The 21269-nt window shown below is 63.0% G+C and carries 18 protein-coding genes; 9 read left to right on the plus strand and 9 right to left on the minus strand.

Annotated elements, in window-relative coordinates:
• Positions 1 to 157: 157 nt before the first annotated feature.
• The 3 genes from PCO31010_RS11250 to purN form a co-directional block, all read right to left on the minus strand.
• Positions 158 to 1600 (minus strand): mechanosensitive ion channel family protein, encoded by a 1443-nt coding sequence (locus PCO31010_RS11250; RefSeq protein WP_373275328.1) that lies wholly within the window; start codon positions 1598 to 1600, stop codon positions 158 to 160.
• 19 nt (positions 1601 to 1619) lie between these two features.
• Complete coding sequence (locus PCO31010_RS11255; RefSeq protein WP_150664583.1) at positions 1620 to 2930, minus strand: RsmB/NOP family class I SAM-dependent RNA methyltransferase; 1311 nt, start codon at positions 2928 to 2930, stop codon at positions 1620 to 1622.
• Positions 2931 to 3136: 206 nt separating this feature from the next.
• Positions 3137 to 3796 (minus strand): phosphoribosylglycinamide formyltransferase, encoded by a 660-nt coding sequence (purN, locus tag PCO31010_RS11260; protein ID WP_150664355.1) that lies wholly within the window; start codon positions 3794 to 3796, stop codon positions 3137 to 3139.
• Positions 3797 to 4010: 214 nt separating this feature from the next.
• On the opposite strand from purN, the gene PCO31010_RS11265 reads away from it, so the two are divergent.
• From PCO31010_RS11265 to dut, 7 genes are all read left to right on the plus strand, one after another.
• The gene (locus PCO31010_RS11265; protein ID WP_150664356.1) at positions 4011 to 5003 is read left to right on the plus strand and encodes a bifunctional riboflavin kinase/FAD synthetase; all 993 of its coding nucleotides are present in this window, start codon (positions 4011 to 4013) and stop codon (positions 5001 to 5003) included.
• A gap of 168 nt (positions 5004 to 5171) precedes the next feature.
• Positions 5172 to 8009, plus strand: coding sequence for an isoleucine--tRNA ligase (ileS, locus tag PCO31010_RS11270; protein WP_150664357.1), 2838 nt, complete (start codon positions 5172 to 5174; stop codon positions 8007 to 8009).
• Entirely contained in the window at positions 8009 to 8551 is a 543-nt protein-coding gene (lspA, locus tag PCO31010_RS11275; protein WP_150664358.1) for a signal peptidase II, read from the plus strand. The genes ileS and lspA overlap by 1 nt, the downstream gene beginning before the upstream one ends.
• A gap of 136 nt (positions 8552 to 8687) precedes the next feature.
• Positions 8688 to 9893, plus strand: a complete 1206-nt coding sequence (gene coaBC / locus PCO31010_RS11280) for a bifunctional phosphopantothenoylcysteine decarboxylase/phosphopantothenate--cysteine ligase CoaBC (protein ID WP_150664359.1) — start codon at positions 8688 to 8690, stop codon at positions 9891 to 9893.
• 174 nt (positions 9894 to 10067) lie between these two features.
• On the plus strand, positions 10068 to 11288 hold the full coding sequence (locus PCO31010_RS11285; RefSeq protein ID WP_150664360.1) for an MFS transporter: 1221 nt from the start codon (positions 10068 to 10070) through the stop codon (positions 11286 to 11288).
• Between the two features lie 16 nt (positions 11289 to 11304).
• Positions 11305 to 12336 (plus strand): LLM class flavin-dependent oxidoreductase, encoded by a 1032-nt coding sequence (locus PCO31010_RS11290; protein ID WP_246184557.1) that lies wholly within the window; start codon positions 11305 to 11307, stop codon positions 12334 to 12336.
• A gap of 74 nt (positions 12337 to 12410) precedes the next feature.
• Positions 12411 to 12857, plus strand: a complete 447-nt coding sequence (dut, locus tag PCO31010_RS11295; RefSeq protein WP_150576255.1) for a dUTP diphosphatase — start codon at positions 12411 to 12413, stop codon at positions 12855 to 12857.
• A 108-nt stretch (positions 12858 to 12965) separates the two neighbouring features.
• Here the strand turns inward: dut and clpA are convergent, their stop codons facing one another.
• Together clpA and clpS are read right to left on the minus strand one after the other, a co-directional pair.
• The gene (gene clpA / locus PCO31010_RS11300) at positions 12966 to 15263 is read right to left on the minus strand and encodes an ATP-dependent Clp protease ATP-binding subunit ClpA (protein WP_150664361.1); all 2298 of its coding nucleotides are present in this window, start codon (positions 15261 to 15263) and stop codon (positions 12966 to 12968) included.
• Entirely contained in the window at positions 15260 to 15574 is a 315-nt protein-coding gene (clpS, locus tag PCO31010_RS11305) for an ATP-dependent Clp protease adapter ClpS (RefSeq protein ID WP_010807118.1), read from the minus strand. The genes clpA and clpS overlap by 4 nt, the downstream gene beginning before the upstream one ends.
• Positions 15575 to 16014: 440 nt before the next feature.
• Between clpS and cspD the strand changes: the two genes are divergently transcribed.
• Positions 16015 to 16221: a cold shock domain-containing protein CspD gene (gene cspD, locus PCO31010_RS11310; protein WP_039400870.1), complete on the plus strand. Its 207-nt coding sequence runs from the start codon at positions 16015 to 16017 to the stop codon at positions 16219 to 16221.
• Between the two features lie 607 nt (positions 16222 to 16828).
• Here the strand turns inward: cspD and PCO31010_RS11315 are convergent.
• From PCO31010_RS11315 to PCO31010_RS11330, 4 genes are all read right to left on the minus strand, one after another.
• Positions 16829 to 17143 (minus strand): non-heme iron oxygenase ferredoxin subunit, encoded by a 315-nt coding sequence (locus PCO31010_RS11315; protein WP_150664362.1) that lies wholly within the window; start codon positions 17141 to 17143, stop codon positions 16829 to 16831.
• Positions 17144 to 17173: 30 nt separating this feature from the next.
• On the minus strand, positions 17174 to 17647 hold the full coding sequence (locus PCO31010_RS11320; RefSeq protein ID WP_150664363.1) for an aromatic-ring-hydroxylating dioxygenase subunit beta: 474 nt from the start codon (positions 17645 to 17647) through the stop codon (positions 17174 to 17176).
• A gap of 22 nt (positions 17648 to 17669) precedes the next feature.
• Positions 17670 to 18911, minus strand: coding sequence for an aromatic ring-hydroxylating dioxygenase subunit alpha (locus PCO31010_RS11325; protein WP_150664585.1), 1242 nt, complete (start codon positions 18909 to 18911; stop codon positions 17670 to 17672).
• 135 nt (positions 18912 to 19046) lie between these two features.
• Positions 19047 to 20078 (minus strand): 2Fe-2S iron-sulfur cluster-binding protein, encoded by a 1032-nt coding sequence (locus PCO31010_RS11330; RefSeq protein ID WP_150664364.1) that lies wholly within the window; start codon positions 20076 to 20078, stop codon positions 19047 to 19049.
• A gap of 204 nt (positions 20079 to 20282) precedes the next feature.
• Here PCO31010_RS11330 and PCO31010_RS11335 point away from each other — a divergent pair, with 204 nt between their 5' ends.
• Positions 20283 to 21221, plus strand: coding sequence for a LysR family transcriptional regulator (locus tag PCO31010_RS11335; RefSeq protein WP_150664365.1), 939 nt, complete (start codon positions 20283 to 20285; stop codon positions 21219 to 21221).
• Positions 21222 to 21269: the final 48 nt, after the last annotated feature.

The raw sequence follows: 21269 nt of genomic DNA on the forward strand, positions 1-21269 counted from the left end.
AAGTTGCGGATGCCGGTGCGATATGGGCGGTAAACGTGCCAGTGAACGTCTGGTTTTATGGTTTGGGACGCATTTTACCCGACGGACCGTTGCCCGTGTGTCGCCTTGCAGCCACGCAATTTGTCGCAGGTCAACCCGTCGGCTTAGGGAAAAGGGTCTATCGGGCCGTCTTTCCAGCGTCATCCGCCTGTGGCAAGGGCGTTTGGGGCGTCGCATTGGCCGAATCCGGCAATTCGCGCGCCCTCTCCGGCGAAACGGGGCCATCGACCGGCAGATGAGGGGCTTGCGCAGGAATCCCATCCGCCCAGTCGTTCAGGATACGTATTTCGCGCTGAGCATACGGAATTTCAATACCGTGCTCACGAAATGTGCGCCAAATCCGCAAATTGATGGTGGAGCGGATGGCGCCGCTGCCTTGCGCCGGATCCTGCACCCAAAATCCCATTTCCAGATCCATCCCATCGGCACCGAAGTTCAGCAACAGCGCCGAGGGGGGCGGATCCGCAAGCACGCGAGGAATGTCTTCGGCCGCCTTGAGCATGAGCGACATCGCCAGTTCGACGTCCGCGCTATACGCGACCTGCACGTTCACTTTGGCGCGTCCCCGGGTCTCGGTGAACGAATGGTTCTGCACGACGTTCGTCACCAGTTGCTCGTTCGGCACCAGCGCTTCCACGCCATCAAGCCCGCGCACGACCGAGTACCGCGTGTTGATTTGCGAGACGGTGCCGTGATACGTCGACACCGTGATCAGGTCGCCGATGCGCACGGACCGGTCCAGCAGGATGATGAAGCCCGACACGAGGTTCGAGGCGATCTTCTGCAAACCGAACCCTAACCCCACGCCAAGCGCGCCGCCGAACACGCCCAGCACGGTGATGTCGATGCCGACAAACGACAACGTCGCGAGCACGGCGATCAGCGTCAGCAGGCCCTTGACCACACGCGAGAGCACCACCTTCAGGTTGCCGTCGAGCGTGGTCGTGCGCATGATCCGGTCTTCGATCAGCGAGCCGACCCACATCGCCAGCACCAGCGTCACGCCGATCCAGAGCAGGCCGGACAGCATCGAGAGCAACGTCAGATGGCTTGAGCCGACCGCGAACTTCACGCCGGCGAGCCACTTGAGGATGTCGTCGTGCACACCCAGCACGTAGGCGAGCATCGAGAACCAGGCGAGCGTCGTGAACACCCGCTCGAACACCTTGAGCAGCCCAGAAGCATGGGGCGACGAGGCGAACAGCCTGCGGGCGAAGTAGAACGCGAGATAGATGAGCGCAGTGCCGAATAACGGGACTTCCGCGAGCATCAGCAGCGAGACGTGCGTGTATTCCTGAAGCACCACGCGCGTGAGCGCCACGCACATCCAGCCGAACATCGGGAAGAACGAGCGGCGCAGGCTCGACGAGCCCGCGCGGCGTGCAGGTGCGACGCGCTCGAAATGGCGGTCGAGGCGACCGATCATCCAGCGACGCAACAGAAGGGCGACGGCGAGCGCGCCCACGAGGGCGACGATCTGCCAGATGATCTGCGGATCGCCGAAGTCGCGAACGACATCCCGCACCAACCGCGCGAAAGCCGGACTTTCCTGCATCGCCATATCCTTCTATCTCTTCTTGTTATTCGTCGATATTAGCTGACGGCACGACTGAAGCCTTGGCAGCCGGACGACGCTCGAACACGGCGGCGAAAAAGCCGTCGGTCGCGTTGCGGTGCGGCAGCAATTCGAGGTACTTGCCCGTGTCGAGTCCGATTTTCTGCGCCGCCAGCAATTCGTTCGCCGGGAGCAGCACGAAGTCCGGATGCGCAGCGAGGAACGCCTCGGCAATCGCGCTGTTCTCTTCGGTCAGCACACTGCACGTCGCGTACACGAGGCGGCCGCCCGGCTTCACGAGGCGCGCGGCGCTCGCGAGGATGGACGTCTGCTTCTGCGTGAGTTCTTCGACCGACTGCGGCGACTGACGCCACTTCAGATCCGGATTGCGACGCAGCGTGCCGAGCCCGCTGCACGGTGCGTCGACCAGCACGCGGTCGATCTTGCCCGCCAGACGCTTGATCTTGCTGTCGTTCTCGCTGTCGATCATCACCGGATAGACGTTCGACAGGCCGCTACGCGCCAGACGCGGCTTGAGCTTGGCCAGACGCTTCTCCGACACGTCGAACGCATACAGACGCCCGGTCGAGCGCATGGCCGCGCCGATGGCGAGCGTCTTGCCGCCCGCCCCCGCGCAGAAGTCGACGATCATCTCACCACGACGCGGTGCGACCAGTTGGCACAGCAACTGACTGCCTTCGTCCTGCACTTCGATGGCACCGGACATGAACAACGGATGCTTCTGCAACGCAGGCTTGCCCGCCAGACGAATGCCGTTAGGTGCCATCGGGGTCGGCTCGGCCGAGAAGCCACTCTCGCGCAGGCCGGCCAGCACGTCGTCGCGGTTCGCCTTGATCAGGTTCACACGACAGTCCAGCGGCGCCGGCTGGTTCAGCGCAGCGGCGAGGGCTTCCAGTTCGGTGGCGTCGAAACGCGCGGCCAGACGGTCGTACAGCCACGCAGGCAAGTTAGTGCGCACTCGCGGCGCGAGGCTGGCCGGATCGATCTGACCGACGTGTTCGAGCCAAGTAGCTTCTTCGGGTGTGGCGACCAGTTCGACCGACGCGATGCCGCGCGTGAAGGCCAGTCCGAGCAGTGCCAGACGGCGCTCCTGCGAGCCCGTGCCGCTCACGGCATGCTGACCGAATTCAAGCTTGCGACGCAGGATGGCGAAGACCGTCTCCGCCAGCACACCGCGCTCGCGGTGGCCCAGCTTGTCGTTAGCGCGGAAGTACGTGCTGACCAGCGTGTCGGCAGGACCGGTGAACGTCAGCACGCTGCCGAGCAGGCGCTGCGTGTGTTCGAAAAGCGCCGGGGGCAGGCGCTCGCCGCGCATGCCGGTGCCACCGACCGGGGCGTCCGGACGGCGCTCGTAGCGCGTGCGGTCGTACTTGTCGGGACGGACGTAGCGCTCCTGGCGCTCGCCATTGCCACCATTGCCGCCACTGCTACCCTTGGACGACTGACGGCTATCGGAGGAACGGCCGCCTGAGCGGTGACCGGATTGTTTGGCGCCATCGCGGCGCTGGGTCGGGCGGGTGCTCATGCGTCCTCACCAAAAAGCCATTGCGAATCTTGTGAATCGGAAGTGCCGTCTGCACGTGGGGTCAGCGTGACGCGACCCTCGGCGATGACCAGACGGTCTTCCACGAACCAGCGCACGGCGCGCGGGTAAATTATGTGCTCCAGGGGCAGAATGCGCTCTGCCAGTGTCTCGGGCGTGTCGCCGTCGCGCACGGGCAAGGCGGTTTGCAGCACGTACGGACCGTGGTCCAGCTCGGCCGTCACGAAATGCACCGTTGCACCGACGATCTTGCAGCCGGCTTCCAGTGCACGGGCGTGCGTTTGCAGCCCCGGGAACGCGGGCAACAGCGACGGATGGATGTTGATGAGACGTCCGGCGTAGCGACCGGTGAATGCCGGCGTGAGAATGCGCATGAACCCGGCAAGCACAACCAGATCGGGCTGGTGGCGGTCGATCTCGGCGGCCAGCTCGGCGTCGAAATCTTCGCGGGTCTTGTCGCGGCTCGGGACCACGGCCGTGGGAATGCCGTTTTCCTGGGCAAATGCCAGGCCTTCGGCGTCGGGACGATTAGCGATGATGGCGGCCACGCGGGCCGGCCAGCCTTCTGCGGTACAGGCCCGGACGATGGCCTGCATGTTGCTGCCTCGTCCGGAAATCAGGATGACAATGTTCTTCATCGCCGGATTTTATCATTGGCGCGGCGCACCAGACAGCGCGATCCGCGCCGCGATGGCCCCGAAGCGTTTATAATTCAACGTTCTGCGGCGCCGCAATGTCGGTTCGAGCGCCCTGTGTCGACCGGTTGTCCCCGGGCGCGACAGGCCGCCAGACCCTCCCAGCCACGCCGCGCGGCTATTTCATCATTCAACGTCCTGTAGACGCTTCCTTATCGTGCGAGTCTTCCGGGGTCTACCCAACGCGCAAAGCAAAGCGCCCTGCGTGCTGACGATCGGCAATTTCGACGGCGTGCATCTGGGCCACCAGGCACTGCTCGCGCGCGTGCGCGCGGCGGCGGCTGCGCGCGGCTTGCCGGTGTGCGTGATGACGTTCGAGCCGCATCCCCGCGAATACTTCATGCCCGACCGGGCGCCTGCCCGCATCTCCAATCTGCGCGACAAGTTCGAAGCGCTGCGCTCGCACGGCGTCGACCGTCTCGTGGTGGAACACTTCAACGCCCATTTCGCCGGACAGTCGCCCGAAGACTTCGTGCGCAACATCATCGTCGACGGCCTGCACACGCGCTGGCTGCTGGTGGGAGACGATTTCCGCTTCGGCGCGAAGCGCGCGGGCGACATCGAATACTTGCGCGACGCTGGCCGTCGCTTCGACTTCGTCGTCGAACAAATGCCGACCATCGCACACGACGGCGTGCGCATTTCCAGCTCGGAAGTGCGTGCGGCGCTCGCCGACGGCAACTTCGAGCGCGCCCACGCGCTGCTCGGTCGTCCGTACGCGATCACCGGTCACGTCGTGCACGGCATGAAGCTCGGCCGCAAGCTGGGCTTCCCGACGCTCAATCTGCGCATCGCGCACAAGCACCCGGCCCTCTCGGGCATCTTCGTCGTTCAGGTACACGGTCTGGCGGACAAACCGCTGCCCGCCGTGGCGAGCCTGGGCCTGCGACCGACCGTGGACGATTCCGGTCGCGTGCTGCTCGAAGTGCATCTGCTCGACTTCGTGGGCGATTGCTACGGCAAACTGGTGCGCGTGGAATTTTTGCAGAAACTGCGTGACGAAGCGAAATTCGACGGACTGGCCGAACTCGAAGCCGCCATTGCGCAGGACACGCGCGAAGCCCGTGCCTATTTCGCCCATGCGCTCGACGCCAATGGCCCGAGCGTACGACGCGACTTCGCCACCACGGCGACCGACCGAATTAGTTGATCTTCGCCCGCGTGCGCCGGCGCCCTGCGCCTCGCGCGCGGCCCGCAGCCGTCTCTGGCACCTGCCCGGACGCCGCCCTTCATGGCCCACAAGGTCAGCAAGGCCCCGGCAACGCCACCGGCGCGAGCGCCCTACATCCGATACCCAAAATTCGATAGCGTTGCATCCATGAGCGAAAAGAAAGCCCCGAGCAAATACCCCGTCAACCTGCTGGACACGCCGTTCCCGATGCGTGGCGACCTGCCCAAGCGCGAGCCGCTGTGGGTCAAGCAATGGCAGGAAAAGAAGATCTACGACAAGATCCGCAAAGCCAGCAAAGGCCGTCCGAAGTTCATCCTGCACGACGGCCCGCCGTATGCGAACGGCGACATCCACATCGGTCACGCGGTCAACAAGATCCTCAAAGACATGATCGTCAAGGCGCGCAGCCTCGCGGGCTTCGACGCCGCCTACGTGCCGGGTTGGGACTGCCACGGCATGCCCATCGAAATCCAGATCGAAAAGCAGTTCGGCAAGCACCTGCCGGTGCGCGAAGTGCAGGAAAAGGCGCGTGCGTACGCTGCCGTGCAGATCGAGCGCCAAAAGGCCGACTTCGAGCGCCTGGGCGTGCTTGGCGACTGGGACAATCCGTACAAGACCATGAACTTCGCGAACGAAGCCGGTGAGCTTCGTGCGCTCGCGCAGATCCTGAAGAACGGCTATGTGTATCGCGGTCTGAAGCCGGTGAACTGGTGCTTCGACTGCGGCTCGGCGCTGGCCGAAGCGGAAGTCGAGTACAAGGACAAGACCGATCTGGCCATCGACGTGGGCTTCGCCTTCGCCGAACCGGAAAAGGTCGCCAAGGCCTTCGGTCTGCCGAAGCTGCCGCGCGAAGACGGGTTCATCGTCATCTGGACGACGACCCCGTGGACCATCCCGTCGAATCAGGCGCTCAACGTCCATCCGGAAGTGGAGTACGCCCTCGTCTCGACGGAGCGCGGCCTGCTGATCCTCGCGACCGATCGCGTCGAAGAGTGCCTGAAGACGTACGGCCTGCACGGCGAGATCGTCGCGCGCGCGAAGGGTGAAGCGCTCTCGCTGATCCGCTTCCGTCACCCGCTCGCCACAGCAGATGCCGGTTACGACCGCACCTCGCCGGTCTACCTCGGCGACTACGTGACGACCGATACCGGTACCGGTATCGTCCACTCGGCGCCGGCCTACGGCGTGGAAGACTTCGTGTCGTGCAAGGCGCACGACATGCCGGATTCGGAAATCCGCATGCCGGTGCTGGGTGACGGCCGCTATCAGGACAGCCTGCCGCTGTTCGGCGGTCAGTCGATCTGGGACGCCAACCCGCAGATCGTCGACGCACTGCGCGACGCGGGCACGCTGTTCCATTCGTTCAAGTACACGCACAGCTACATGCACTGCTGGCGCCACAAGTCGCCGATCATCTATCGCGCGACGAACCAGTGGTTTGCGGGCATGGACGTGAAGCCGGTCGACGGCGCGCCGGGTAACGGCCAGACGCTGCGCGAGATCGCGCTCGCCGGTATCGAAGCGACGGAGTTCTTCCCGTCGTGGGGTAAGCAACGTCTGCACAACATGATCGCGCACCGCCCGGACTGGACGCTCTCGCGTCAGCGCCAATGGGGCGTGCCGATGGCGTTCTTCGTCCACAAGGAAACCGGTGCCCTGCACCCGCGCACGCCCGAGCTGCTCGAAGCCGTGGCCAAGCGTGTGGAAACCGAAGGCATCGAAGCCTGGCAGACGCTCGACCCGGTCGAGCTGCTCGGCGACGAAGCCAAGGATTACGTGAAGAACCGCGACACGCTCGACGTGTGGTTCGACTCGGGCACCACGCACTGGCACGTGCTGCGCGGCTCGCATGCCCATGAGCTGGGCTTCCCGGCCGATCTGTATCTGGAAGGCTCGGATCAGCATCGCGGCTGGTTCCATTCGTCGCTGCTGACCGCGTCGATGCTCGACGGCCGTCCGCCTTACAAGGCGCTGCTCACGCACGGCTTCACCGTCGACGGTCAGGGCCGCAAGATGTCGAAGTCGATCGGCAACACGATCGTGCCGCAGGAAGTGGCCGACAAGCTTGGCGCCGAAATCATCCGCCTGTGGGTGGCCTCGACCGACTACTCGGGCGAGTTGTCGATCTCGGACGAGATCCTCAAGCGCGTGACGGAAGGCTATCGCCGTATCCGCAACACGCTGCGCTTCCTGCTCGCGAACCTGGCCGACTACGACCACGCGAAGCACGCCATGCCGGTGGATCAGTGGCTGGAAATCGACCGTTACGCCGTGGCGCTGTCGCAATCGCTGCAAACCGAAGTGCTCGGCCACTACGACCGTTACGAGTTCCACCCGGTCGTGTCCAAGCTCCAGACGTTCTGCTCCGAAGACCTCGGCGGCTTCTACCTCGACATCCTCAAGGATCGTCTGTACACGAGCGCGCCGGACGCCCCGGCACGCCGCGCCGCGCAGAACGCGCTGTATCACATCACGCACGGCCTGCTGAAGATGATGGCCCCGTTCCTGTCGTTCACGGCAGAAGAAGCGTGGCAGGTGTTCCAGCCGGGCAACGACACGATCTTCACGGAAACGTACTACGCTTATCCGGAAGTCGCGCAAGGCACGCGTCTGCTCGAGAAGTGGCATCTGCTGCGCACGGTGCGCGGCGACGTCACCAAGGCGTTGGAAGAAGCGCGCGCCGCCGAGCAGATCGGCTCGTCGCTGCAAGCCGAAGTGGACGTACGCGTCTCGGGTCGCAAGTACGACGTGCTGGCCAGCCTCGGCGACGACCTGCGTTTCGTGCTGATCACGTCGGCCGCGAAGGTCTCGCAAGTCGCATCGGAAGCCGAGGAAGGTGTGGTCGTCACGCCGTCGACGCATCAGAAGTGCGAGCGCTGCTGGCACTATCGTGAAGACGTGGGCGCAGACGCCGCTCACCCGACCCTTTGCGGACGTTGCGTGTCGAATCTCTTCGGCAGCGGCGAACACCGGAGCGCGGCATAATGGCAAGCAAAGCAGGCGCCCGTACGGGCGCGAAGCGTGGTGGTGGCAGCAACGCCGGTAGCGGCGCGTCCCTCGGACTGGCGCCGTGGCTGGGCATCGCGGTCATTGCGATCCTGATCGATCAGGTCACCAAACTCACGATTCTGAAGACGTTCCAGTACGGCGAATTCCGCCCGCTGACCTCGTTCTTCAATCTCGTGCTGGTGTACAACAAGGGCGCAGCGTTCAACTTCCTGGCGGCTGCCGGTGGCTGGCAGCGCTGGTTCTTCACGCTGCTCGGCATCGTGGCTGCGACGGTCATCGTGGTGTTGCTCAAGCGTCATAACGGTCAGAAGATGTTCTGCCTGTCGTTGTCGATGATTCTCGGTGGCGCGCTGGGCAACGTGATCGATCGGGTGGTCTACGGCCATGTGATCGACTTTCTGGACTTTCACGTCGGCGGCTGGCACTGGCCGGCGTTCAACGTGGCCGACTCGGCCATTTGCGTGGGCGCAGTGCTGCTGGTGATCGACGAGTTGCGACGCGTGCGGCGCGGCAAGTAGCGCAGCAGAACCGGGCCGCAGCGATCTGCGGCACGATGCGTCCACGGCGTGCAGCCGATGTGACGGATCGGTAAGCAGCAAACACCGTCGCGGCGCCCTGGAGGCGCCGCGCGGCACTTTGGAGGAGGCATTTCTTATGGAACGTGGTGAACTGGCTGGCAAGACCATCGTGCTCGGCCTGACGGGCGGCATCGCCTGCTACAAGTCGGCAGAACTTACGCGGCTGCTCATCAAGGCCGGTGCCACGGTGCAGGTCGTGATGACCGAAGCCGCCACGCAATTCATCACCCCGCTCACGATGCAGGCGCTCTCGGGCCGCCCGGTGTTCACCAGTCAATGGGACAACCGCATCGACAACAACATGGCGCACATCGACCTCTCGCGTGAGGCCGACGCCATTCTCATTGCCCCCGCTTCCACTGACTTCCTCGCCAAGCTCGCGCACGGCATGGCCGACGATCTGCTCTCCACGTTGTGTGTGGCGCGCGATTGCCCGCTGTTGGTAGCACCCGCGATGAACCGTCAGATGTGGGCCAATCCGGCCACACAACGCAACGCGGCAACGCTGCGCGGCGACGGCATCGCGATCCTCGGCCCGGGCAGCGGCGATCAGGCCTGCGGCGAAATCGGCGACGGGCGCATGCTCGAACCGGAAGACCTGTACGAAGCACTCGCTGGCTTCTTCCAGCCGAAGCGTCTCGCGGGACGCCGCGTGCTCATCACCGCAGGCCCGACCTTCGAGCCGATCGATCCGGTGCGCGGACTCACGAATCGCTCCAGCGGCAAGATGGGGTTCGCCCTCGCGCGCGCCGCCGCGCAGGCGGGTGCGGATGTGCATCTCGTAGCCGGACCGACCTCGCTCGCGACGCCCTACGGCGTGACGCGCAGCAACGTCCAGACGGCGCAACAGATGTATGACGCCGTGATGGCCGATGTTTCGCGTAACGACATCTTCATCGCGGTGGCCGCCGTGGCTGACTGGCGCGTGCGCGACGTCGCGCACGACAAGATCAAGAAGACGGGCGACGCCGACGTCCCGACACTCGAATTCGTCCAGAACCCGGACATTCTCGCCGCCGTGGCGCAATTGCCGAAGCCGCCGTTTTGCGTGGGCTTTGCGGCCGAGTCGGGCGATCTCGAAAAGCACGGTGCGCAGAAGCGCCAGCGCAAACAGGTGCCATTGCTTGTGGGCAATCTCGGCCCGGCCACGTTCGGGCAGGATGACAACGAAGTCATTCTGTTCGACGAAGCGGGACAGAAGCGTTTGCCGCGTGCCGACAAGCAAGCGCTCGCCCGCAGCCTGATCATCGAAATCGCCGCGCGGCTGCCGTCGCCGCACTGATCCCCCGTCCCAATACCCCTACAGCCAGTCCGTCTGTCATTGTCGTTGTCCGGCGACGCTGACAGACTGGCAGGCGCGGCGGCAACCTGCGACGACCTGCGATGGCATTACGCGCCCCACGACCTGCCGCCATCAGTACCCGGGCTCTCGGGCATCGCACACGATAACCATCAGATGACGCAACCTCCTTCCTCCTCGCGGCCAGCCTTCAGTGTCTACGGGACACTGAGCATGCTCGCCGCGATCATGTTCTTCGGCTTCATGACCATCGGCATGCCGCTACCCGTGCTGCCGGTGTACGTCCACGAAACGCTGGGCTTCGGCTCGTTCGTGGTCGGCGTGACGATCGGTATCCAGTCGGTCGTCACGCTCCTGCTGCGCTCCTATGCCGGACGCACCGTCGACACGCGCGGCCCGCGCAATGCTGTGCTGACCGGCCTGTGCGGCTGCGCAGCGGCCGGTGTGCTGTACCTCATCGCCTCCATGGTGCCGAACCCCTCGCTGGCGCTGGGCGTGCTGCTGGCGGGACGCGTCGTGCTCGGCTTCGGCGAGAGCCTGCTGCTCACGGGCGGCATGTCGTGGGGCATCGGCCTGCTCGGCGCAGCGCACGCGAGCAAAGCGATTTCGTGGCAAGGCGTGTCGATGTACACCGCGCTCGCCGTGGGTGCACCGTTTGGTGCGTATTTGCTGCAAGCGGCGGGCTTCACCGTCGTTTCGCTGGTCAACATCGGCCTGCCTGCCGTGGCGTTCGCTATTGCGCTGCGCCTGCCCGCTGCGGCTCCGGTCGGCGGCACCCGTCTATCGTTCTTCAAGGTGGTCGGGCTGGTGTGGCGTCCGGGTCTCGCGATGACGCTCGGCAGCATCGGCTACGCTGTCATTGCAGCGTTCATTACGCTGTTCTATGCGAGCCACGGCTGGTCGGGCGCAGCGTTCGCACTCACGCTCTATAGCGGCACGTTCATCGCGATGCGGATTCTGCTCTCGCACGCAGTCGACCGTTTCGGCGGACGCCGCGTCGCCATGTGCTCGCTCGTCTTCAGCGCCATCGGTCAGTTCCTGCTGTGGGGCGCCGTCAATCCGCATATGGCGCTCGCGGGCGCAGCGCTCACGGGGATGGGCTTCTCGCTGGTGTTTCCGGCACTCGGTGTGGAGGCGCTGCGTTCGGTGCCGCCGCAGAACCGCGGCGCAGCGCTGGCCGCGTACTCGGCGTTCTTCGATCTCGCGCTCGGCCTGATCGGACCGATGGCCGGTCTCGTCGCCAACTTCTTCGGCTACGCCTCGATCTTCCTTTGCGGTGCCGTTGGCGGCATCGTCGCCATTCTGATGATTGCGCGCCTGCCGCATGCAGGCCCCGGTGCCGCCCCGGTGGATTCGTCCGCCGGCAGCGCTCACTGATCGGAGCGACCCACTCGTGACGCAACCCACTGCACGTATCAAACTGTCGGTGCTCGATCAGACACCGGTCATCCACGGCCACAGTGTGGCCGACGCCATCGCCGCCACCGTCGAACTGGCGCAAGCCGCCGACGATCTCGGCTACACGCGCTACTGGTGCGCCGAGCACCACGGCCTGCGCGGCGTGGCCAACCCCGCGCCGGAAGTCATGATCGCCCGGCTGGCGAGCGTGACGAAGCGTCTGCGCGTGGGCTCGGGCGGCGTGATGCTGCCCTACTACAGCCCGTTCAAGCTCGCCGAGCAATTTCTGATGCTCGAAGCGCTGTTTCCGAATCGCATCGACCTCGGGGTGGGGCGCGCGCCGGGGGGCGACATGCGCACCGCGCGCGCCGTCGCCAAGGGGCCGTACGATGCAGGCGAACACTTCCCGCAACAAGTCGCCGAGCTGGCGGGACTCTTCGGCGACACGCTGGCCGACGATCACCCGTACCGTGGCGTGCTGCTGCAACCGGCCGTGCAAACGCGCCCCGAATTGTGGGTACTCGGCTCCAGCGAGTTCGGCGGATTGCTCGCCGCACAACTCGGCCTGCGCTACTGCTTCGCGCACTTCATCAATGCCCATTACGGCCATCGCGTGACGCAGGCCTATCGCGAACGCTTCACGCCGGGCCAGCTCGACAAGCCCTACTGCTCGGTCGCGTTGTTCATCATCTGCGCGGACACGGATGCGCAAGCCGAGGCGCTGGAAGCGGGCGTGGATTTGCGTCGCGTGCAGATGGCGTACGGCATGAACGAACCCATCCCGAGCCTCGATCAGGGTGCGCAGGCCAAGCTGCAATACCGGGAGCGGGAACTGTCCGTGATCGCCCGGGAGAAGCCACGTAGTATCATCGGCACCCCGGAGCGCGTGACCGAACGTGTGCTGGAGTTGCAGGAGCAGTTCGAAGCCGACGAAATCACCGTGCTGACGGTCGCTGGCAGCTATCGCGCCCGTCTGCGTTCGCACGAACTGCTGGCGCAGGCGTTTTCGCTGCGTGCCGATGACTGATCGGACCTGACGATTTGCGCCATCCTCGCCCGGAAAATTTTTGATTCACTCGCTTTAATTCACCGCCATACGCCATGAAACTCGACGTCAAGATCCTCGACGAACGCCTGCGCACGCAGTTGCCCGCCTATGCCACGCCGGGCAGCGCCGGCCTCGATTTGCGTGCGTGCCTCGACGCACCCATGACTATCGCCCCGGGCCAGACCGTGCTCGTGCCGACGGGTCTGGCCGTCCATCTGGCCGATCCGGGCTACGCCGCCCTGATTCTGCCGCGCTCCGGTCTCGGCCATAAGCACGGCATCGTGCTGGGCAATCTGGTCGGCCTGATCGACTCGGACTATCAGGGCCAGTTGATGGTCTCGACGTGGAATCGCGGCAACGAGCCGTTCGTGCTGAACCCGTTCGAGCGTCTGGCACAACTGGTGATCGTGCCGGTCGTGCAAGCCGAGTTCAACATCGTCGACGAATTCCCGGAAAGCGATCGCGGCGCCGGTGGCTTCGGCAGTACCGGTAAGCAGTAACGACACTGTAGTAACGACGCCGAAGTTCGCTCACACACCACGCGGACGACGGACAAAAGAAAAGCGCCGCATTTCGCGGCGCTTTTTTTTGCGACAGTGTCGAGTCGATTACTCGACTTCGGCAGCTTCCGGCTGAGCCTTGGTGTTGCCGTCTTGCGGGAAGGACAGCTGCACCTGATCGTGCTCGTCGAGATCGACGGTCACACGGCCTCCGCTCGTCAGGCGCCCGAACAGCAGCTCGTCTGCCAGCGCACGACGGATCGTGTCCTGAATCAGACGCTGCATCGGCCGCGCGCCCATGAGCGGATCGAAGCCCTTCTTCGACAGATACGCGCGCAGCTTGTCGGTGAAGACGACCTCGACCTTCTTCTCGTGCAGCTGGTCTTCCAGCTGGATGAGGAACTTGTCGACCACGCGCAGGATAATCTGTTCGTCGAGCGGCTTGAAGCTGATGATCGAGTCCAGACGGTTGCGGAACTCCGGCGTGAACATGCGCTTGATGTCGGCCATCTCGTCACCGGCCTGACGCTCGTTCGTGAAGCCGATGCTCGCACGGTTGATCGTCTCGGCCCCCGCGTTCGTCGTCATGATGATGATGACGTTGCGGAAGTCGGCCTTGCGACCGTTGTTGTCCGTCAGCGTGCCGTGGTCCATGACCTGAAGCAGCACGTTGAAGATATCCGGATGCGCCTTCTCGATTTCGTCGAGCAACAGTACGCAATGCGGCTTCTTCGTAACGGCTTCCGTCAGCAAACCACCTTGATCGAAGCCCACGTATCCCGGCGGCGCGCCAATCAGACGGCTCACCGCGTGGCGTTCCATGTACTCCGACATATCGAAGCGGATCAGCTCGATGCCCAGCGTGAACGCGAGTTGCTTGGCAACTTCCGTCTTGCCGACACCGGTCGGACCCGAGAACAGGAACGCGCCGATCGGCTTGTCCGTCTTGCCCAGACCGGCACGCGACATCTTGATCGCAGCGGACAGTGCGTCGATGGCCGGGTCTTGCCCGAACACCACGCTCTTCAGATCACGATCGAGCGTCTGAAGCTTGCCGCGGTCGTCTGCCGACACGCTTTGCGCCGGAATGCGCGCAATCTTCGAGACGATTTCCTCGATCTCGCCCTTGCCGATGGTCTTCTTTTGCTTCGACTTCGGCAGGATCCGCTGCGCAGCGCCTGCTTCGTCGATCACGTCGATGGCCTTGTCCGGCAGGTGACGGTCGGTAATGAACTTGGCCGACAACTCAGCCGCAGCCGACAGTGCGCTCGACGAATACTTCACGCCGTGGTGCTCTTCGAAACGCGACTTCAGGCCGCGCAGAATCTGCACCGTCTGCTCGACGGTCGGCTCGTTCACGTCGATCTTCTGGAAACGACGCGACAGCGCAGCGTCCTTCTCGAAGATGCCGCGATACTCGGTAAAGGTCGTAGCCCCGATGCACTTGAGCTGCCCCGAGGAGAGCGCAGGCTTGAGCAGGTTAGACGCATCGAGCGTGCCGCCCGACGCAGCACCTGCGCCAATCAGCGTATGAATTTCGTCGATGAACAGGATCGCGTTGTTGCGCTCCTTGAGTTCCTTCAGCACCGCCTTCAGACGTTGCTCGAAGTCGCCGCGATACTTGGTGCCCGCGAGCAGCGCGCCCATGTCCAGCGAGTACACGGTGGCGTCCTGCAGAATCTCGGGCACTTCGCCGCGCGTGACGCGCCAGGCGAGGCCTTCGGCAATTGCCGTCTTGCCAACACCGGCTTCACCCACGAGCAGCGGATTGTTCTTGCGACGGCGGCACAGCACCTGCACCACGCGCTCGACTTCCGATTCCCGGCCGATGAGCGGATCGATCTTGCCGTCGCGCGCCATCTGGTTCAGGTTCTGGGTGTACTGAGCGAGCGGGCTTTCCTTGGCGTTGGCGCCCTCTTCCCCTTCGGCACTACCTTCGCCAGCCTTGGCCGACTCGCCGGACGCGCCGGTCTTGGTAATGCCGTGAGAGATAAAGTTGACGACGTCCAGACGCGTCACGCCCTGCTGTTGCAGGTAGTAGACCGCGTGGGAGTCCTTCTCACCGAAAATGGCGACCAGCACATTCGCGCCCGTCACTTCCTTCTTGCCGTTGGAAGTGGACTGAACGTGCATGATGGCGCGTTGAATCACGCGCTGGAAACCGAGCGTGGGCTGTGTGTCGACCTCGTCGCTGCCCGGCACCGTCGGCGTGTTATCTGCGATGAAGTTGCGCAGGTTCTGTCGCAAATCGTCGAGATTGGCCGCGCAGGCGCGCAACACTTCGGCTGCAGTCGGGTTATCCAACAGGGCGAGCAACAGGTGCTCGACCGTGATGAATTCGTGTCGTGCCTGGCGCGCTTCCATAAACGCCATGTGCAGGCTGACTTCCAATTCCTGGGCAATCATGCTTCCTCCATCACGCACTGCAGCGGGTGCCCGGACTGCCTTGCATGGCTAACAACTTGCTCAACTTTGGTCGCCGCGACGTCGCGCGTAAAGACCCCACAAACTCCCCTGCCCTCGCGATGAACCTTGAGCATGATCTGCGTGGCAGATTCCCGGTCCTTATTAAAATATTCCTGAATGACCATCACCACGAACTCCATCGGGGTGAAATCGTCGTTCAACAGTACCACCTTGTACATGGACGGCGGCTTGAGCTGTTGCTCTTGCCGCTCCTGTACGGTGTCGTCATGCGTTGTCGGTAAGGTTGCCATACGTGGATTCTAAACAACTCTCGGGTGCAGGAAGCCATCGGAGCCCCAATGCCGCCTGCCGTCCGGTCGTCCACCGGCATGCCAACACTCGTCGATCAGCGCGTGCGTTGTCCAGCAAGGCGCTGCAGCCCCGACCACCGGGGGTGCCACACCCATATGAGTCAGCTTAACCCAAATTTCAAGGGCGTGTCTCCGCACGCCTTATACCCTCCAAGATATAAGGGTAAAACCTGATCGAACGTAACTTCTATCGTTCAAAAAGGGCTTGACACTATTGGTAGTTAGCGAAAACAATCGAACTGGCGCTTTTCCTCTATAAGTGGTTTAAAAGAAAAGATGCCTGGGTGAGCCTAAGAAGCCGCCGCCAGCCGGCGGGTTTTTCAGATGTGCTCGTTGTTGCGGTGATATGTAGTAGTCGTAATTGTTTAGGGGAAGTTTGTATGGCAACCGGTACGGTCAAATGGTTTAACGATGCCAAGGGTTTTGGTTTCATCACGCCGGACGAAGGTGGCGAAGATCTGTTCGCTCACTTCTCGGCGATCCAGATGAATGGATTCAAGACCCTGAAGGAAGGTCAGAAGGTTCAGTTCGAGGTCGTCCAAGGCCCGAAGGGCAAGCAGGCTTCGAACATCACGGCTCCGAACTGAGCCAGGCAGTTCGCAGCATTAGAAACCCGGCTTCGGCCGGGTTTTTTATTGCACCGCAACAATGCATGCGAAACGTTCATATATTTTGGATCCGTTTTTGCATGCAAATCGCACGCAACTTTCCGCTCCACCGGCAAATCTTTACGGTATTAAACTGCGATTAATCCCTTATAAAACTATATTCATCGCAACATTCCACTCCGTTATTAAAATACTCCTTACCTATCTCGAATTGCGGAAATCAATTACGCAATTACCTGAATTGACTAAGTAATCCTACGCAGTCGTCTGCGCCGCCGCTGCACAGAAATGACGCACGTTGAGTGTCGGCAACAAATAGTCTTTTAACGAATTCCAAAGCGCCGCTTGCGACAAAAGGACGGTTCATTCGATGCATCGCCCGGCACATCGTTGAGTTTTTTGAATCGACCGGTTCGTTTTATTCGTACCTCTTGTTCGTACCTCTGCCTGAGGGCAGCCACCCCCTGCCCATGCCCGCCCGCCAAGGCGATACGCGCCCCACAAATGCCACGGGCCGCCCGATAGGCGGCCCGTTTGGACATTTTCCCCTAAAGTCGGCGCCCGAAGCGACCGGGTGCCGGGGACGTCAACCCAGATCGACGTAGACCTTTCCGGCCTCGATGCGGATCGGGTAGGTTCTGACCCCTTCGGTCAGCGGCGCGCACATGGCTGCGCCCGTACGCACGTCGAATTTTCCCTGATGCAACGGGCACTCGATCTCGTGCCCCTCTAGGAAACCGTCGCACAACCGTGCATTGCCGTGCGTGCACACGTTGTCCGTGGCGAACACGTCGCCGTCCACGCCATACAGCGCGATGTCCCGTCCGCCGACGACCACGCCGACCACATCGTCCTCGGGGATCGCGTCGCGCGACGCCGCCTCAATCCAGTTGCCGCTCATGATGTCCTCTTGTCAGTCCTGTCAGCCGTATCAGATCGGATAAATGAGCGAGTTGGGAATCATCTCGCTGTCGAAAATGCATTGCCGCGACGCAAACTTCCAGCCGTCGTCCGTGCGTTTCACGATGTCCAGATACCGCCCGACCGACAGGATGTCCGTGAGCTGGTCGGGCTTCGTGCGAAACACGGCATAGTTCGCCTCGACGTGCAGGGTGTCGATGTCCTGCGCATGAATCGAGGGCAGCCCGATCACGTGACGCTGGTAGTACGGGTCGTGAAACAGCGTGTCGCGAATGCCGTAGATGCGGTCGCGCAGCATGCCTTTGCTCTCGAACGAGAGCGTGGCGAGCGGCAGGCCCATATCGAAGTTCTCGCGCGGCTGAATGCGATAGACGCATTCGTCCAGAAAGAACTCGGGCCAGGCGTCCCACTGCTGCGCGTCGAGCGCCGCCGCGTAGGCTGCATTGAGCTCGACCACGGCCTGAAACGTTGCAAAATCCACCATCGAATCGTCTCCCCAGATATCGTCAGACGCCCATCACACGACGCCAGTAGGCGTACATGCCGCGAATCAGCGTTTCCGTGACCATGTGTTCGGTGTTTTCCACGCCCGTGCCGCCCAACTCCGCCAGCACCCGGTGCCACGGCTTTTGCGCGAACCCCTCCTGCGAGCACTCGATGGCTTCGCCGTCGTCGGCAGAGACGAACCCCGCCGGGCCGAACAGATTGGCCTGACGCAGACGCCGCTGGGTCATTTCCTCGGTGTCGTCTTCGAATCCGAAGTGCGTCCACACGAAGTCGAACGCGTTGTGGCCGCGCGGCTGGATATGACGCGTGGACACCGAATTGACCTGCTGTTGAAGGATGACGCTGGGAAACAGCGTCATGAGGACCGCCGTCGGCCCCTTCCACCAGTCTTCCTGCACGATGTCGAGAAAGCGCATGTCGTTGAGCGCCATCGACTCCTTGAAGCTCGACACCCCGGACGTCACCTCACCGCCCCCGCCCTGTCCGCGCGTGGAAACCATCGCGGCGTGACGCCCATGCGCGTCCATCACCAGCCGCGACTTGTTGTCGGCACGCCAGAGGCCGAAGGTGACGAACCACGTATGCAGCAACCCCGGGTGATACGGATCCTTGATGTTCTCCTGCATCAGCTTCCAGTTACCCGGAATGCGTTGCTTGTTGTAGCCGAGAATTTTGAGCTTGCGTCCGTCGAACAGCCGGTCGAAGTACGCACAGATGTCCGGCCCCAGGAAGTCCTCCAGCGATTCGACGTCGTGATCGAACGACGCGAAGATCACCCCGCCACGCGTGGCGACCTTCAGTTTCGTGAGTCCGTGATCCTCCGGCCGGAAATCCTTCGGCATGCCGCCGTGGACCTTGCCGTCCTGCTTCACGCCGCGTCGGAACGGTACGCCTTGCAGGTTGCCCTTCAGGTCGTAGTTCCACTGGTGGTACGGGCAGTGGAAATCGGTGCGGTTACCGCGCTTCTCCCGGCAGAACTTCATGCCTCGATGCGCACATACGTTTTCAACCCCATTGATCTCGCCGCTCGCGTCGCGCGTCACGATGACGGAGCGCTCGCCGATCACCGTGCGCTTGAAGTCACCCGGATTCGGCACTTCGGCTTCCAATCCGACGTAGTTCCAGTGCTGGCGGTAAAAGCACTGCTCCAGTTCTCGCCGGTGCAGTTGTTCGTCGGTGTAGACCCGAAACGGGATGCGGCTGGAGCCCTCGGTAGGCCAGATATCCGAGGTCGCCGGGATCGCCGGCGCGGGCCCGGCCGCATCATGATCGGCACAAGGCGCCGGATCGAATCCGGTCTGGGGTGTTGTCGTCACGTTCGTCTCCTGAGGGATGCGGGGAATGCAGAGAAGCGGTGAAGGCGGTGAAAGCGGAATTCACGCGGCCTTTGCGTAAAACGCGTCGGCGTAGATGTGGGCACTGTCGATGCCGCGCTGGCGAAGCAGACGCGTCGCCGCGTCGACCATCGGCGGGGCACCGCACAGATAGGCGCGCCAGCCGACAAGGGATTCGGGGGCGGCAAAATCGGCGGCAAGCGCGTCGGTCACGTGGCCAGTGCGGTATTGCGGCGCGGCGCGTTCGTGCGCGCCAGACGCAGATGAGGCCGCCACCGTCGTCACGACGTGCAAGCGAATGCCGTCGTGACGCGCCGCGAGATCGCGCAACCACGCGAGCCCATAGACGTCCTCGGCCGAGCGCGCGCCGACATAGATCTCGATGGGATTGGTCATGCCGCTGGCCAACGCGCCGCGCACGATCGACAAGACGGGCGCCAGACCGGTGCCGCCCGCGACGCAGAGCATCGGGCCGTCGTGACGCGTACGCAAATACGATGTACCCAGCGGGCCGGACACGCGCACCGCGTCGCCCACCTTCAGTTGCTCGTCGACGTAACCGGTGACAGCGCCGCCGGGCACGCGGCGGATGTGGAATTCGAGCGTGTCGTCGGCTTCGAGCCCGGCCATCGAATACGGACGGATGTGTGCCGGTGTGAATTGCAGCGTGGCGTATTGCCCCGGCGAGAAGCTAAGCGGCTTAGCGGGCTTGAGCACCAGACGTTTGATATCGTGGGTCAGCGACTCGATGGCCAGCACCGTCGCCTTGAGAATTTTCGCCGGATGCACCACGACTTCGTCCAGCGCGGGCAACTCGATTTCGCAATCGCCGTGGAGGGTCGACTGGCAAGCGAGCACGTAGCGTTCGTTCGAATGCCCTTCGTCATGGTGACGATACTCAACGCCTTGCGCCTCACGCACGTCCCCCGACACCACACGGCACCGGCATGTTCCGCAACGGCCGGACAGGCAACTGTACGACACCGGAATATTGCGATCGGTCAGGACTTTGAGAAGGTTGTCGCCCGAGGCGACGTCAACTCGCTCGCCAAGCGGCTGCACGTGAACTTGCATGGGGATTGTCTCCGTTCTGACGGTGCCTTCCGGGCACCGCTGATGGCGTTAAGACGCCGTTTGCAAGAAGCATCGCGCAACGATCGATATAAACCAATAGAATCTTGTTTATATGCCCTATAAATTTCAGTGATTTTGCTGACGTCGGCGCCTCGCGTCGGGAAGACGCATATGGACCCGCTACGGACTCGATACGGACTCGCTATGGACTTGCATACCGTCGATCTGAACCTGCTGGTAGTTTTCCAGCACCTCTACAACGCACGACGCGTGTCCCGCGTCGCCGAAGCCCTCGGCGTGACGCAACCGGCCGTCAGTAATTCGCTTGCCCGTCTGCGTAAGTTGTTCAATGACGAGCTTTTCATCCGCACCTCGCGGGGCATGCTGCCCACGCCGATGGCCACCGAGCTGGCCGAACCGGTAGCGGCGGCCCTCGACGCGCTGCATGGTGTGTTCAACCGTCAACTGGCCTTCGATCCCGCCACGAGCCAGCGTGCGTTTCAGATTGCGATGACGGACATCGGCGAGGTGCATTTCCTGCCGAAGCTGATGCACGCCTTAGGGGAGCGCGCACCAGGCATTACGGTCAGCACGGTGCGCAACACGGCGGTGAACTTGCGTGAGGAGATGGCGGCGGGTCAGGTGGATCTGGCCGTCGGGCATCTGCCGGATCTCTCGGCAGAGTTCTTTCAGCGGCGTCTGTTCCGGCAGAAGTACGTGTGCATGTTTCGCCCCGGGCATCCGCTCGATCGCGTGACGACGTCTGCACGATCGAGGAAGACTTCGACGGCACGCATGACGCGCGAAGACTTCGAGCGCTCCGAACAAGTGATGGTGGTAGCCGCAGGCACCGGCCACGGACAGGTCGACGAGTTCATGGCACGCGCTCACGTGCAACGCAACATACGGCTACGCGTGCCCCACTTCGTCGCGCTGGCCGACATTCTTCATGCCACCGACCTCATCGCCACCGTGACGGAGAAGTTCGCGCAGCGCAGCGCGCAACACTTCGGCTTGCGTTACGTCGACCATCCCCTCGACATTCCCGACGTGCAGATCAATCTGTTCTGGCACGCGCGGTATCACCGCGAACCGGCAAGTCAGTGGATGCGTACGCTGCTGTTCGAATTGTTCTCTGAGTGACGAGGAAGCGACGAGGACGCGAAGAAGCAGCGACGGAGTATTCGTCAG

Source organism: Pandoraea commovens (assembly GCF_902459615.1).
Taxonomy (GTDB): Bacteria; Pseudomonadota; Gammaproteobacteria; order Burkholderiales; family Burkholderiaceae; genus Pandoraea; species Pandoraea commovens.

What these genes read in the sequence shown, in the direction of transcription:
- PCO31010_RS11250 (WP_373275328.1), bottom strand. Translation starts at nt 1,600, where the DNA reads ATGGCGATGCAGGAAAGTCCGGCTTTCGCGCGGTTGGTGCGGGATGTC.
- PCO31010_RS11255 (WP_150664583.1), bottom strand. Translation starts at nt 2,930, where the DNA reads ATGCGCGGCGAGCGCCTGCCCCCGGCGCTTTTCGAACACACGCAGCGC.
- purN (WP_150664355.1), bottom strand. Translation starts at nt 3,796, where the DNA reads ATGAAGAACATTGTCATCCTGATTTCCGGACGAGGCAGCAACATGCAG.
- ileS (WP_150664357.1), top strand. Translation starts at nt 5,172, where the DNA reads ATGAGCGAAAAGAAAGCCCCGAGCAAATACCCCGTCAACCTGCTGGAC.
- lspA (WP_150664358.1), top strand. Translation starts at nt 8,009, where the DNA reads ATGGCAAGCAAAGCAGGCGCCCGTACGGGCGCGAAGCGTGGTGGTGGC.
- coaBC (WP_150664359.1), top strand. Translation starts at nt 8,688, where the DNA reads ATGGAACGTGGTGAACTGGCTGGCAAGACCATCGTGCTCGGCCTGACG.
- PCO31010_RS11285 (WP_150664360.1), top strand. Translation starts at nt 10,068, where the DNA reads ATGACGCAACCTCCTTCCTCCTCGCGGCCAGCCTTCAGTGTCTACGGG.
- dut (WP_150576255.1), top strand. Translation starts at nt 12,411, where the DNA reads ATGAAACTCGACGTCAAGATCCTCGACGAACGCCTGCGCACGCAGTTG.
- clpA (WP_150664361.1), bottom strand. Translation starts at nt 15,263, where the DNA reads ATGATTGCCCAGGAATTGGAAGTCAGCCTGCACATGGCGTTTATGGAA.
- clpS (WP_010807118.1), bottom strand. Translation starts at nt 15,574, where the DNA reads ATGGCAACCTTACCGACAACGCATGACGACACCGTACAGGAGCGGCAA.
- cspD (WP_039400870.1), top strand. Translation starts at nt 16,015, where the DNA reads ATGGCAACCGGTACGGTCAAATGGTTTAACGATGCCAAGGGTTTTGGT.
- PCO31010_RS11315 (WP_150664362.1), bottom strand. Translation starts at nt 17,143, where the DNA reads ATGAGCGGCAACTGGATTGAGGCGGCGTCGCGCGACGCGATCCCCGAG.
- PCO31010_RS11320 (WP_150664363.1), bottom strand. Translation starts at nt 17,647, where the DNA reads ATGGTGGATTTTGCAACGTTTCAGGCCGTGGTCGAGCTCAATGCAGCC.
- PCO31010_RS11330 (WP_150664364.1), bottom strand. Translation starts at nt 20,078, where the DNA reads ATGCAAGTTCACGTGCAGCCGCTTGGCGAGCGAGTTGACGTCGCCTCG.
- PCO31010_RS11335 (WP_150664365.1), top strand. Translation starts at nt 20,283, where the DNA reads ATGGACTTGCATACCGTCGATCTGAACCTGCTGGTAGTTTTCCAGCAC.